This window comes from Citrobacter sedlakii (assembly GCF_018128425.1).
Taxonomy (GTDB): domain Bacteria; phylum Pseudomonadota; class Gammaproteobacteria; order Enterobacterales; family Enterobacteriaceae; genus Citrobacter_A; species Citrobacter_A sedlakii.
The window spans coordinates 4,055,769-4,070,756 of sequence record NZ_CP071070.1; the positions used below are offsets into that span (position 1 = coordinate 4,055,769).

At 51.0% G+C, this 14,988-nt stretch carries 6 protein-coding genes and 1 pseudogene; 2 read left to right on the plus strand and 5 right to left on the minus strand.

Annotated features, from left to right (window positions below; all coding sequences use genetic code 11):
* Positions 1 to 53: 53 nt before the first annotated feature.
* The 5 genes from JY391_RS19280 to JY391_RS19300 all read right to left on the minus strand — a co-directional run bounded on the left by JY391_RS19280 (position 54) and on the right by JY391_RS19300 (position 11,528).
* Positions 54 to 1,457, minus strand: coding sequence for a UDP-N-acetylmuramoyl-tripeptide--D-alanyl-D-alanine ligase (locus JY391_RS19280; protein ID WP_211934859.1), 1,404 nt, complete (start codon positions 1,455 to 1,457; stop codon positions 54 to 56).
* A 193-nt stretch (positions 1,458 to 1,650) separates the two neighbouring features.
* Positions 1,651 to 6,567, minus strand: coding sequence for an Ig-like domain-containing protein (locus JY391_RS19285; RefSeq protein ID WP_211934860.1), 4,917 nt, complete (start codon positions 6,565 to 6,567; stop codon positions 1,651 to 1,653).
* 111 nt (positions 6,568 to 6,678) lie between these two features.
* Positions 6,679 to 8,085: a TolC family protein gene (locus JY391_RS19290; protein ID WP_211934861.1), complete on the minus strand. Its 1,407-nt coding sequence runs from the start codon at positions 8,083 to 8,085 to the stop codon at positions 6,679 to 6,681.
* A gap of 10 nt (positions 8,086 to 8,095) precedes the next feature.
* Positions 8,096 to 9,472, minus strand: a complete 1,377-nt coding sequence (locus tag JY391_RS19295) for a beta-barrel domain-containing protein (RefSeq protein ID WP_229264117.1) — start codon at positions 9,470 to 9,472, stop codon at positions 8,096 to 8,098.
* Positions 9,357 to 11,528, minus strand: coding sequence for a type I secretion system permease/ATPase (locus JY391_RS19300; protein ID WP_211934862.1), 2,172 nt, complete (start codon positions 11,526 to 11,528; stop codon positions 9,357 to 9,359). The genes JY391_RS19295 and JY391_RS19300 overlap by 116 nt, the downstream gene beginning before the upstream one ends.
* A gap of 681 nt (positions 11,529 to 12,209) precedes the next feature.
* Here JY391_RS19300 and JY391_RS19305 point away from each other — a divergent pair.
* Both JY391_RS19305 and JY391_RS19310 read left to right on the plus strand, forming a co-directional pair.
* Positions 12,210 to 13,438, plus strand: a pseudogene (locus JY391_RS19305) (IS3 family transposase).
* Between the two features lie 398 nt (positions 13,439 to 13,836).
* Positions 13,837 to 14,984, plus strand: a protein-coding gene (locus tag JY391_RS19310; RefSeq protein WP_211934863.1) for an IS3 family transposase whose coding sequence is annotated in 2 segments (ribosomal slippage) — positions 13,837 to 14,074 and positions 14,074 to 14,984 — 1,149 coding nt in all. Because the reading frame shifts where the segments join, the coding sequence is not laid out codon by codon here.
* Positions 14,985 to 14,988: the final 4 nt, after the last annotated feature.

Here is a 14,988-nt window from a genome sequence, read left to right on the forward strand (position 1 = left end):
ACAGTCATACCTTAGCTGTGAATAATAAATCGGTTTATTATCAGATGGGGAAATCAGACGTTTTCCGTCTGGCCGGATGTTTTAATTTTTTCAACCAGGGTATGTATACCGGTACTGTGTGAACCTTTAAATAACACAACATCCCCCTCTGCTATGACGTTCATCAGACAGTGCCACTGCTCATCCAGCGTCTTTGCGTACCATCCGCGTTTATCCGTGGCCAGTTCATTCCAGAATGTCCGCCATAAATCCCCCATACAAATGACTTTATGAATGCGTGACTGATTGACTAACGATGCCAGCTCCGCGTGGTATCGCTCTGCTCCCGGACCTAATTCCTCCATTTGTCCGAGAACAGCAATACACCTGTGTTGCGGGTACTCATCCAGAGAAATAAATGACGCCGCCATGGAGCCGGGGTTCGCATTAAAACTGTCATCTATCACGGTAATTTTTTTCCCTGACAGATAAAGAGCTGTCGTTTCCCCACGTCCCGGGAGTGGCCTGAACGTCTCTAATCCTGGAATGACGGCCTGCGCAGGTAATTTCAGTGCCTGAAACAGGGCCAGGGTAGCCACCGCGTTCACCGCCATATGCACTCCCCGCGCCTGCATCGAGAAAGTCAATATTCCGTCATCCGTCCGGGCGATGACTTCACCTGTTTCAGCGGTATAGCTTATAAGCTGGCAGTCACACTTTTCACTGTGTCCATAGAAGAGCAGGTTAATTTTTTTCTCCCTTGCGGCTTCCTCCACGATCCCGAGCTCACGCATATCGCGATTCAGTACCGCGGTCCCGCCTGCTGGCATCCCACGAAAAATATCGCTCTTCACTCTCGCCAGATCCTGCAGCGTGTGATGTCCCTGATGCGCCGGGAAAATATTGGTGAAAACGGCAATGTCAGGACGCACCATCATGCTGCTGATCCCCATCTTTCCGATCGCCATTTCGGTCACCACAAATTCGGTATCCGGGGGAACCGATGACAAATTCCAGGCAACCCCGACCGGCAGATTTGCGTTAAATGCGCTGCCTTTCGCACTATACCCCGCTTCAGTAAGTGCATGCGTAAGCATCGCGGTCAGCGTGGACTTTCCTGCGCTGCCGGTAACCCCCACAATCGTCCCGGACATCCGGATCCTGGCACTGGTTCCCATTCCCACTAAAGCATCATTATTATTATCCACGAGAATGAATGGTGACATTGATTCAGGAAGAGGGGTTGAGGCCATAAAAGCCGCGGGGTGAAGACGTCGGGCTGCATTCAGGGAGACTCCTTTTTCCCCTTCTTTTGTGCGAACAGCCAGAATATTACCCGGTTGAAACACTGGTACATAATGACAAAAACCTGTACTCCGCCAGTCCTCCGGCGGAACACGCAGCCATCTCCCGTGGGTGGCACTGGCGATATCCTGTTGCGTCCAGAGATAATTATCTGCTCCCTTTTTATTCTTCATAACAAACTCCATTTATGCGAAATAGCCATAATATTCTGTATCTGGATGCTATTTCTGACAGTCAATTCAGCACCGACACAAAGACAGTAGAGAATTAAACAACGCCCTGACAAAAACATTCAGAAATAACCGGGGGCAACATGGTGTGCCCCCGGTTAATCAGAACGTTAATTACGGTACTGAAGTACTATAATTAAGCGTTAATGGTATCGTCCTCTTCCATGATTAAAGCCTGTCCATGAATATCTACTGATGCCGTCGTGTCATCATAGAGAGAAACGGCAGATTCTGACCATATTACCGTGGTATTTTCGACCAGTTGATCCAGAACATTCTGCATCACTTCCGGATCGATATTCTCTTCATCCTTTGTTTCAGCAAATATCTCTTCCGACATATCGGGTTCAGTGAGCAGCAATGTTACATCCGGAAGTTCATCCGCAGGCAATATGTCCTCATCAACAGAAGTATCCTGCTCGTTTACCGGAATATCATGCCCGTCAACGGAAACAGTCTGTTGTTCTTCGGGCAAAGTATTACTGGCGTCGGTAGTCTCCGGGATCGCCTCGTGTTCAGGGACAGTCCTGTCCTGGTGATCACTGGACATATCCGTAAAGACCGGAACAAGTTCTTCCTCAGCTTTGATCGTTCCCTCCGTTAATTCCTCTTCCGGCTCTTCTGCATCAGTAAGTTGCAGTGAATGACTCTGCATAAGCGGATGAAACTCTGGATTAGCCTCTTCTGGCAAAGTTGCTTCCGGTAAAGTGAATGCTGCACTTCGTGGTGATAGTGCTTCTGGAGTGCCAGTAGGTAGCGAAGATGAAATGGTCACTTTTTCATCAGAATCACTGGCTTCAACCCATTTTGATGAGTTGCCAAGCCCCCCGGAATAAATGTAAAAAGGATCACTTTCATTGCCAGCAGCATCAAGTTGTACCAATTTGAATATTACTCTGCGATAAGCACTACTACTACCACTGTAGTAGGTACAATATTTTCCTTGCACGAACATCGCTTCGATATCGAGAGTAACTCCTACATTATTTATGAAGTAGCCGTCATTAACCGACCAGTCGTCACCATGATTCTCCCATGCGGAACCATTCCAGCCCCAAACTTTAAAACTATTTCCCCCTTGAAGAAATTCTTGTCTAAGCTCTAGTTTGAATGATCCTGGTCCAAGTCCTTCTGAAATACTCATATTAATGTCGTCAGACCTGTCGCTGTAAATCCATCCGACAGGTTTGGTTGCATCGACAGTAAAATTATACTGTGTGGATGTGGCAGACTGGTTCCCGGCAGCATCTACAGCATAGGCCTTGTAATGGTACTTCCCGTTAGCCAGTGCTGGCAGGGTGTACCCCCATGCACCATTAGCGTCTGCGGTCACCGTCACTGTTGTCCAGTTGCCACCATCTTTTGCATACTGTACGTATACTTTGGAATTAGCCTCAGCCGTTCCCTTAATTTGCGGCATCGTGTCATTCGTGAGACCTCCTGTTGCCACAGTAGCGTTGTATGCTCCTCCTGATACGTTGTCATACATTGACACTGTCGGCACCGCTGGTTTGGTTGCATCGACTGTAAAGTTATACTGTGTGGATGTGGCAGACTGGTTCCCGGCAGCATCTACAGCATAGGCCTTGTAATGGTACTTCCCGTTAGCCAGTGCTGGCAGGGTGTACCCCCACACACCATTAGCGTCTGCGGTCACCGTCACTGTTGTCCAGTTGCCACCATCTTTTGCATACTGTACGTATACTTTGGAATTAGCCTCAGCCGTTCCCTTAATTTGCGGCATCGTGTCATTCGTGAGACCGCCATTCGCAACAATTGTGGTTGTTGCCACAGTATTGCCCGCACTATCCACATTATCTGTCACACTCGTTATTTCCGGTGCTACTGGAGGGGTCGAGTCAACTGTAAACGAGCTACTATCCAGTGTTGCAGATCGGTTCCCTGCATCATCTAAAACATAGGCTCTATACTCGTATCGACCTTCATCCAGCTCCGGCAATTCACACTCCCAGTTGCCATCAATGCCGACGGTTACAGGTACAGTAGTCCAGTCTCCTTCCTCCTTTTTATACTGCAGCAGCACAGAAGAATTAGCCTCGGCAGTTCCCTTTATCAGCGGGGTCGTGTCGTTCGTGAAACCGCCATTCGCAACAGTTGTGGTTGTTGCCACAGTATTACCCGCATTATCAACATTATCTGTCACACTCGTTATTGTCGGCTCTTCTGGAGATATTGTGTCAATTGTAATAGTACGCACACCGCTGGTGGCGCTGACATCTGTCCCAGTTCGGATGGATTCTGCGTGATAGCTATGTTGCCCTTCTGCTAAAGGTGCTGAAATCTGGAACGACCATTGTCCGTTCTCAGGTGTAGTGACCTCTCCGACGTATTCATTGTCTATATAGACCTTAACAACCGATCCCGCTTCCGCTTCACCTTGCAGAGTGGGGAATTTGTCGTTGGTATATACATCAGCGTAGTCATTGTAAGCACCGCCTATTACATCATCACGCCAGTTAATCGTTGGATCTTCCATGTCGGCATCGGCGTCCGCGTCGGAATCTGCATCCGCATCCGAGTCGGCATCGGAATCTGCATCGGAGTCAGCATCTGCATCGGCGTCCGAGTCAGCATCCGCATCGGAATCTGCATCCGCATCAGAATCCGCGTCTGCATCCGAGTCGGCATCTGCATCGGCATCGGCATCGGAGTCAGCATCGGCATCGGAATCCGCGTCTGCATCCGAGTCGGCATCGGAATCTGCATCGGAGTCCGCATCCGCATCGGAATCCGCATCCGCGTCAGAGTCCGCATCAGCATCCGCATCGGAATCTGCATCCGCATCAGAATCCGCATCAGAATCCGCGTCTGCATCTGAGTCAGCATCCGAGTCGGCATCGGAATCTGCATCGGAGTCAGCATCTGCATCGGAATCCGCATCCGCGTCAGAGTCCGCATCAGCATCGGCGTCCGCGTCGGAATCCGCATCGGCATCGGAGTCAGCATCCGCATCAGAATCAGCGTCCGCGTCAGAGTCCGCATCAGCATCGGCGTCCGAGTCCGCATCGGCGTCCGCGTCGGAATCTGCATCGGCATCGGAGTCAGCATCTGCATCGGAATCCGCATCCGCGTCAGAGTCCGCATCGGCATCGGCGTCCGCATCGGAATCCGCGTCTGCATCCGAGTCGGCATCTGCATCGGCATCGGCATCGGAGTCAGCATCTGCATCGGAATCCGCATCCGCGTCAGAGTCCGCATCAGCATCGGCGTCCGCGTCGGAATCTGCATCGGCATCCGAGTCAGCATCCGCATCAGAATCAGCGTCCGCGTCAGAGTCCGCATCTGCATCGGAATCCGCATCCGCGTCAGAGTCCGCATCAGCATCGGCGTCCGCGTCGGAATCCGAATCCGCATCCGCATCCGCGTCAGAGTCCGCATCAGCATCGGCGTCCGCGTCGGAATCTGCATCGGCATCCGAGTCAGCATCCGCATCAGAATCAGCGTCCGCGTCAGAGTCCGCATCCGAGTCGGCATCGGAATCTGCATCGGAGTCAGCATCAGCATCGGCGTCCGCGTCGGAATCCGCATCCGCATCCGCGTCAGAGTCCGCATCAGCGTCCGCGTCTGCATCGGAATCTGCATCGGAGTCAGCATCCGCATCAGAATCCGCGTCTGCATCCGAGTCGGCATCTGCATCGGCATCGGCATCGGAGTCAGCATCTGCATCGGAATCCGCATCCGCGTCAGAGTCCGCATCAGCATCGGCGTCCGAGTCCGCATCGGCGTCCGCGTCGGAATCTGCATCGGCATCGGAGTCAGCATCTGCATCGGAATCCGCATCCGCGTCAGAGTCCGCATCAGCATCGGCGTCCGCATCGGAATCCGCATCCGCGTCAGAGTCCGCATCAGAATCTGCATCCGCGTCAGAGTCCGCATCAGCATCGGCGTCCGAGTCCGCATCGGCGTCCGCGTCGGAATCTGCATCGGCATCGGAGTCAGCATCCGCATCAGAATCAGCGTCCGCGTCAGAGTCCGCATCCGCATCGGAATCTGCATCGGCATCCGAGTCAGCATCCGCATCAGAATCAGCGTCCGCGTCAGAGTCCGCATCCGCATCGGAATCCGCATCCGCGTCAGAGTCCGCATCAGAATCTGCATCCGCGTCAGAGTCCGCATCGGCGTCCGCGTCGGAATCTGCATCGGCATCGGAGTCAGCATCTGCATCGGAATCCGCATCCGCGTCAGAGTCCGCATCAGCATCCGCATCGGAATCTGCATCCGCGTCGGAATCGGCATCGGCATCGGAGTCAGCATCCGCATCAGAATCCGCGTCTGCATCTGAGTCAGCATCCGAGTCGGCATCGGAATCTGCATCGGAGTCAGCATCTGCATCGGAATCCGCATCCGCGTCAGAGTCCGCATCAGCATCGGCGTCCGAGTCCGCATCGGCGTCCGCGTCGGAATCTGCATCGGCATCGGAGTCAGCATCCGCATCAGAATCAGCGTCCGCGTCAGAGTCCGCATCCGAGTCGGCATCGGCATCGGAGTCAGCATCCGCATCAGAATCTGCATCCGAACCATCATCGAAAACCGGATAGTCATCCGCATTTTGACCGTAATGGTTATTATCACTGGCTGTTGCGATACCTCCGCCAATCACTGCTGCGGCACCAGCCAGCCACCATGCGGCCTCATAAACAGACGACTCTTCTGGTATAAAGTAAAGCGATGCAGGACCGATGGATTTATCACCCAGACTGACAGGCAGGAAATCGATACTCTGTAAGTTCTCACCGGTATAGGCATAGATCTTACCATCCGGTTTCATGCCATATAAAGGCTCAGGATTTATTTTGTTGTAATAATCCTCAATAATCAGCGCGGGTTTATCATCACCATCAAGATAAATCCGTAAATCACCATCCATACTTTGAACGTAAATATTCCCAGGAGCAAAATTGTTCTCCACATTTTTGAGAATAAATTTTTGACCGACACCGTTTTTTACAATGACGGGATTGTCAGCATCGAGAGAGAGGTATTCAGATGCGCCCCCGCCACGTGACAGGACGAGAATTGCTTTTATAGTCATAATCATTCCCTTAATTAGCTAATAATAAATTAATATTTGTAATGGCTGTACTGTGCTTTCAGGTATTGTGTTGTTTAATCGTTAATATCATCACCGGTTTTAGACGTGGTATTAATCCCAGGTGTCACTCTCACGATAAAAAGATAACCAGGGGAGTAGTTCCGATGACTCAGTCATCATGTTGATATTCGACGTCCAGGCGGCGAATTCATTTTCTATCTGCGAAATGTTTGATGTGAAATAATCATTTTCAGCACTCAGAACATCCAGTAACGTCCGTGTTCCCAGGTTGTACCATTGCTCAAAATACATTTCCCGGATCTTTTCATTTTCCCTGGAAAGAAGTTGATACTCACGCGCCTTCTGGAGTGAGGTCTCTCGGTTGCGCGCCAGTTCCCGAATGGCGTACTGTCGTTCGTGTAAGTCCGTTTCATAATCCATTTTTGCCGCCTGGGCTCGCTGACTGGTTGCACTGACAGAGGCGGATGCGCTTCCGCCGGTAAAGAGCTCCCACTCAAGATTCAGTCCGGTATACCATTCATCACTGTTAGTTCTGTCAATGTCCCTGGAAACCGTCCAGTTGACAGAGGGAAGCAGGGAGGATTTTGCCGCATCAGCTTCATGCATCGCCGCCCTCATCTTGGCTCTGCTTATTTCAAGCTCCGGGTGGTCATCCAAATTTTTCATCACCTCAGTCAGGGGGATATCCGGCAGACTTCCCCAGTCCAGCGCGGGCATCTGCACCGTCTCCGGCGTCATTTCTTTTCCTGTAAGACGATGAAGCCGGAGGAGAGCCTCTTCCTGGTTACTGGCTAACTGGCGGATATGGGTCTGCGCCTGCAACATACGCGAACGTGCCTGTACCAGTTCACTGTGTCTGCCCGGATCCGCTCTCGTGATTTCTTCTAGCATGCCGGTAAGATGCTTCATTCGATCTTCATACCGGTGAGCAACATTGAGCATGCGCTGATACTGATCAATGGCCGCAATCAGTGTGACAATCTCCCCCGTAATCTGATTGCGACTGAGTCGCACGTTCACTTCTGCCGCGGCGGCACTCTCTTCGCCTCCCAGGATCCGGCTGTTGCGGGTACCGAAGTCATACAGCGTCGTGGTTGCCGTCAGTGTCGTCACCGTGTCTTTAAAGTGCCCCCGGCTTTGCCCACCTGAACGCCCTGCAAGCGGAGAACTGGTCGACAGTCTTACTTGTGGATAACGTTCACCTTTCACTTTTTCAACATCAAAACGGCTGGCTTCCGCTTCTGCCTGCGATTTTCGTATTTCTGTGCTGTATCTCAGACCGTCACAGACGGTTCCCTGGAGAAAATGCCGGGTCCCGGCAGGAGAAAGCTTTTCTCCTCTGGCCATCACAATTCGCTTTCGGGCTGTTGCTATGCAGAAGTCTTCTGTCTGCTGTGCACCGGTCGCCTTTCCTTCACGGGCACAGAGAGGGAAGCTCCCCGTCCCCAACAGCACAACAGTGGTCGCGAGCATTATAATAAGGCGTTTAACAAACATGTCCGGCTCCCTACCTTTCACGGAACGCTTCCTGCGCTCTGAAAACAGGCTTCAGAATGTAATCGAGGATAGTTTTTTCGCCGGTTCTGATTTCTGCACTGGCCACCATCCCTGGCATGATAGGAAATATTTTATTTTTAACCTGCAGCGCGGCTTTATCCGTACGGATATAAACACGGTAAAACGTGGTGTCCGCTTTGCTTTTTCCCTGGCGGACGCTCTCATCATCCTGAATAGTGTCAGGGCTGATGAGCTCCACTTTTCCGCTAAGTCCTCCGTAAATTGCAAAGTTATAGGCTGTGATTTTTACCATGGCGGGCAGACCCGGTCTCAGGAATGCCACGTCGGCAGGTTTAATTTTTGCCTCAATAAGCAACTGATCGCCCAGCGGAATAATCGTCATGATGTCGCCATTCTGTGGGATCACCCCCCCAATCGTTGTCACCTTGATGTTTTTCACGGTCCCCCTGACCGGGGCAAGAACCGTTGTCCGGTTCATCACGTCCGCCCGGGCGGTGACGTTTTCAACAGCCTGGGACAGTTCACTTTCAAGACGGGTGAGTTCCACATTGGCTTCAGAGCGATAGGCATGACCTGTTTCCGTGATCTTCAGGCGGAACTCGTTCGCCTGGCGTTGCATACGCAGCAGTTCAACCTCAGACATCAGCCCTTTACGCATCAGTGGTTCAGACATGCGGACTTCACTTTCGGCGAGTGACAGACTACGTTTCAGTCCGGCGATATTTTCGTCCAGGGCCTGTCTGCGAGCGTTATATGCCTGGGTTTCATCCCGAACGATACTGGCGACCTTCTGTACATCAGCAGGGAATGACAGTGGAGTTCCGTACGCTTCGGCACGAAGGCGGGCAAGGGTGCCTTTCAGTCCCAGAACCTTTGACACGCTCTCACGGTGAGAGGCACCGGCCCGGGTCTGATCGATACGCACAAGTACCTGTCCCTTCTCGACAATATCGCCTTCCTTAACGTTCATCTCCTCCAGGATGCCCCCTTCGAGGCTCTGGATCACCTGTTCACGTGACGCCGGGATAACAACACCATCACCTACTGTCACTTCTTCAACGACCGCAAATTTCGCCCAGACCAGCCCGGTAATCAGGATGAACGCCACCATCCAGATCATCACCAGACTACAGGGGGTTTTCTGTGTCACGATGGCTTCACGAATGTCGCTCAGAAACACCAGATCCCCGTCCCTGATTTTTCCACTCGGCGATGGATTTGCAGGCCGTTCAGGACATGATTTATTCACCTCAGGCATTTGCAGCCTCTGAAACGTCCCCGGCCTTACGCCCCTGATTCCGGAGCGCTGAAAGCACCGTCTCTTTCGGGCCGTCAGTAATAATTTTTCCGTTTTCCAGAACAACAATGCGATCAACCAGTTCCAGCAGCGACATGCGGTGAGTAACCAGAATCAACGTTTCATCCGTGACAGAGGTCTTCAGCTGTGCGATAAAACGCCTTTCTGTCTGGGAGTCCATCGCGCTCGTGGGTTCATCCATCAGAATGATTTCCGGATTTAACAGTAACGTTCTGGCGAGTGAAACCAGCTGACGCTGGCCACCTGAAAGCAGTACACCGGCTTCGCCAACCTGCATATCAAACCCGAGGGGATTGCTGGCCGCAATACGATCCACACCGGTCATACGGACCACGCGCAAAAGATCCTCCGTTGAGGCGGAAGGATTACCTATCATCAGATTGTCTCTCAGCGAACCATAAAACAGACGACTGTCTGAACCGACAAATCCCACAGCACCACGCCAGTCAGCAGGATCGACCTGTGTGGCATCAATGTTGTCGATCAGTACACTCCCCTGAACCGGGCGAAGAAGACGGGCAATCACTCGGAGCAATGTGGACTTCCCGCTGCCGATACTCCCGATAATGGCAACACGCTCACCTCGGGTAACCGATAAGTTAATGCCTTTCAGTACGGGAGGCGGGGTGACAGCGGCTGTCTGCGGATAGCTGAAGTCCACGCTCCGTAATGTCAGATTTCCCTGGAAAGAGGGCGATGACAGATAGGTGATTTCCGGATCCCTTTCCGGCGGCCTCTCCATCATGGCGGTCAGCGATTTGTGCGCCATCCGTGCGTGCTGGAAACGAGATGCCAGGCCGACGACCTGCCGGAGCGGCCCCATTGCCCTGCCAGCCAGAATGGTGGCGCCAATCATCGCCCCCATCGTCAGTTGCCCGTCATGAATAAGATAAACGCCGGCAACTACGATCATGATGGTGGTGGCCTGCTGGACCAGACTCATAAAACCAGAAAGGAAACTGGACAGGAATTTGGTTTTCCGGGATGAATCAGCAGACAGTGCACTGTAGTTATCCCAGCGACGTAACATCACACCTTCGCCGTGAACGCTTTTCAGTGTTTCAAGGCCACCGATCGATTCAATGAGTAATCCCTGGCGCTGCGATATTTCTGCCACATTCTGCCGGGTCGCCCGGGAAAGTGGCCACTGCATAATCAGTGAAACCAGAATGATGACAGGTATAGTGGTGAGCGGAACGAGCACCAGTGCCCCCCCAATCATGTAAATCACAACAAGGAAAAGCAGACAGAAAGGCAGGTCTGAAATCGTTGCGAGCGTTGCGGAGGTGACGAAATCCCGGATAGTTTCAAACTCTCTGAACTGATGTGCAAATGAACCGCTGGACTGTGGCCGGTTTTCCATACGCATTCCCAGCATCTGCCGGAAAAGTAAATTTCCCATAATCAAGTCGGCTTTTTTCCCGACGGTATCCAGCAGGTAGGCGCGAATAAGGCGGATAATAAATTCAAGGGTGATGGCAATAGTGACGCCGACAGCCAGAGACCATAAGGTGACATACGCCTGTGTCGGCACAACCCGGTCATAGACATTCATTGTAAAAAAAACGGTGGACAGCGTCAGGATATTCGCCAGCACAGCAGCAAAGGCCGCACTCAGGAAATAGTGGCGGAAGCGCCAGAGTGTTGAGAAAAGCCAGTTCTCCTTGCGGGAAACATCAGGAAACACATCGTCTTTACGATGATCAATCTGCGGTATGAGACCGCATAATAAGGCATAACCGCCGTAGATGTTGTCAAATTCTTCTGTATTCAGTATCACCAGACCGCCGTTTTTTTCGGGCAGGGCCAGGGTGTAACGGACAGATTTATGTTCCACCTGCCGCGAGACGAGAATACAAACCGAGCCATCCTTGCGGGTCACAACAGCAGGAAAAAGATAAGAGAATATATCTTCAGCTTTACGTGTAACCCATGCTGCGGCGATACCATTTTTTTCCAGCATACGCAAGGCTGTCTCTGGTTTCACCACCCGGTCACGGGGTAATCCCGAAAACAGTACAGAAATGCTTGTCTGCTTATTATAGTATGCAGATATCCATTTTACTGACCAAAGTAACGAATCTACTGGTTCCGTTCTTTCCACAAATCCCTCATCTGAATACGCATTCCGTTTATTTTTATCACTTTTGGTGTAAGTGTCAGACGAGCAATATTAAAAATCCATGCTACCGCCCTTCCGTCTTCGAACACCTGAGGAATGAGAATGAAAAAATTATTCTATATATCTCTTTTTGTTTTGATTATAAAATTGATTTTCGTCAACAAGTATTGAAATACATATAAAGAAAACCTCAAAAAATAATTATCAAGATGTTCTTCGTCAGATTTATTAAAATAGGATAAAAATTCACTTTCCACGAAAAAATCCTAAAACAGTAAAAATCGATATATAAAATCTGAAAGTTCAGTAATTTCAACACATATAAGAAAGGGGGTGTTAAAGCTAAAAAAGTTAACATCGACTGTTAACGAAACACAGGTTACTGAAGTTGAGAAAAATGCTGTGGCCATGAAAGTTGATATCTTTTGAGGTGCTAACTCTCGGGCTAGTAACGTTTAATTTGAACCCAAGCCGGGTATATACCGAACAGCAGCGTTGATAACCTGAATGTGCAGGTGCGCTTTATTGTCCCGGAAGACATTGCTCCGTGACCAAACGGACAATGCATCCCCCTTTAATAAGACTATTAATTATATCCATAGACTGGCCCCATAGATCACAAGACATTTCGCCTCTCTTAAAATAAGAGGTAATCTTAGAACTATGTTTAACACCAGTCAGAATAATAAGATTGAAGTGTTATCAGGACCCGAGCGGCGTCGCCGTCGTACTCCGCAGGAAAAAATTGCCATTATTCAACAGACTATGGAGCCCGGCATGACCGTGTCTCATGTCGCTCGTCTGCATGGCATCAATGCTAACCAGATCTTTAAATGGCGCAGACAGTATGAAGACGGCTCTCTGACCGCCGTGGCATCAGGTGAAGAGGTCGTTCCCGCATCTGAACTTGCTGCTGCCAATAAGCAAATCCGCGAGCTTCAACGCCTTCTGGGCAAAAAGACGATGGAAGCTGAAATACTTAAAGAGGCTGTGGAGTTTGGTCGGACAAAAAAATGGATTGCGCATGCACCCTTGTTGCCCGGGGACGATGAATAACTGACGTCTGCCGGAGTATCGGTGTGTCGCGTGCGCAATTGAGTCTCAGGGTTAACCGGCTATCTGGCTGGCAGGATCGCAGACGACAATCCCATTTTGATGACAGCGAGGTGTTGTCCCGGATAAACACAGCGGTCGCAGTCCTACCGACGTATGGCTATCGCCGTGTGTGGGCAGTGCTGCGACGGGAGTCAGAACGTGAAGGTCAGCCAGTGGTTAACGCAAAACGGGTGTATCGCATTATGAAATCACACCACCTGCTTCTTGAGCGTAAACCTGCAGATCCCTGTCGGAAGCGGGCCCATAAGGGGCGTGTGGCAGTAAGTGAAAGTAACCGGCGCTGGTGCTCAGATGGCTTTGAGTTCCGCTGTGACAACGGTGAAAAGCTGCGGGTAACCTTCGCGCAGGACTGCTGCGACAGAGAGAGCATAGACAGGGCAGCGGGCACAGATGGCTATGACAAAGAGACGGTGCAGGATGTCATGCTGGGTGCAGTAGAAAAACGCTTCGGAAAGCAACTGCCAACGGAGCCGCTGGAATGGCTGACGGATAACGGCTCAGCTTACAGAGCACATGAAACAAGAGCGTTCGCCCGGATGCTGGGGCTTGAGCCATGCACGACAGCGGTGAGGAGCCCGGAAAGTAACGGTATAGAAGAAAGCTTCGTGAAGACGATAAAGCGGGATTACATCAGCATCATGCCCAAAGCGGACAGCCGGATAGCGGTGATGAATCTGGCGGTGGCGTTCAGTCATTACAACGAACATCATCCACACAACGCGCTGGGATATCGCTCACCACGGGAATATATACGCAGAAAGTTATCGCAACCGTAAGATAGAAAACGCGTCTGGATATATAGGGGCAAATCCACTCATCTGAGAGTCATGCCGATCGGTTAAAGTCCTGTTGAACAATTCAGTCGCTGTATAAGGATCCGGAAATGCTCACCCATTTGCGGATCTTTTAATATAAATTAAACAGTCCAACTGGACTGACCCCACCCCGGTAGGTAAGGGCAGTGTTGGCAGGATAGACTGGTACGACTTTCGCCAGCCGAAATTTTCCTCATCCCCAAACGGCCAAGAATCTTGGCGTTGACATTGCGGCCGGTGTGACTCTCTGGTCAAAGAATGATGAACAGAATGTACTAACCCTACACGAAGCTGCTTGAATCGCCACGGGTTTAACAGACACCCCGGAGTCATTTAAGATGACTTAAAGAGAGGTGCCCATGAGCGGTAAGCGTTATCCTGAAGAGTTTAAAATTGAAGCAGTCAAACAGGTTGTTGATCGTGGTCATTCTGTTTCCAGCGTTGCAACTCGTCTCGATATCACCACCCACAGCCTTTACGCCTGGATAAAGAAGTACGGTCCGGATTCTTCCACTAATAATGAACAGTCAGATGCTCAGGCCGAGATCCGCCGACTCCAGAAGGAGTTAAAGCGGGTTACTGACGAACGGGATATATTAAAAAAAGCCGCGGCGTACTTCGCAAAGCTGTCCGACTGAGGTACGCCTTTATCCGTGACAACAATCGTTGCTGGCCTGTCCGCCTGCTCTGCCAGGTGCTGGATGTGCATCCAAGTGGGTTTTACGCCTGGCTTAAGCAGCCACATTCACGACGGTATCATGCTGACCTGAAGCTGACGGGACATATTAAGCAGTTCTGGCTGGAGTCGGGCTGTGTTTATGGCTATCGCAAGATCTATCTCGATCTGCGGGATTCCGGGCAACAATGCGGTGTAAACAAAGTCTGGCGGTTGATGCAACGTGTGGGGATAAAGGCTCAGGTCGGATACCGAAGTCCACGGGCGCGTAAAGGTGAAGCCAGTATTGTGACGCCCAACAAGCTCCAGCGGCAGTTCAACCCGGAAGCACCGGATGAACGTTGGGTTACGGACATAACCTACATCCGAACCCACGAAGGCTGGTTGTATCTGGCCGTGGTGGTTGACCTGTTCTCCCGAAAAGTTATCGGCTGGTCAATGCAACCCCGAATGACAAAAGAGATTGTCCTGAACGCATTACTTATGGCGGTGTGGAGGCGTAATCCTCAAAAGCAGGTACTGGTTCACTCTGATCAGAGCAGTCAGTACACGAGCCATGAGTGGCAGTCGTTCCTGAAATCACACGGTCTGGAAGGCAGCATGAGCCGTCGCGGAAACTGCCACGACAATGCGGTTGCGGAAAGCTTTTTCCAGCTACTGAAGCGCGAACGGATTAAGAAAAAGATCTACGGAACTAGAGACGAAGCCAGAAGCGATATTTTTGATTACATCGAAATGTTTTATAACAGTAAGCGTCGGCATGGTTCGAGCGAGCAGATGCCACCAGTTGAATATGAAAACCTATATTATCAACGACTCAGAAGTGTCTAGGTTA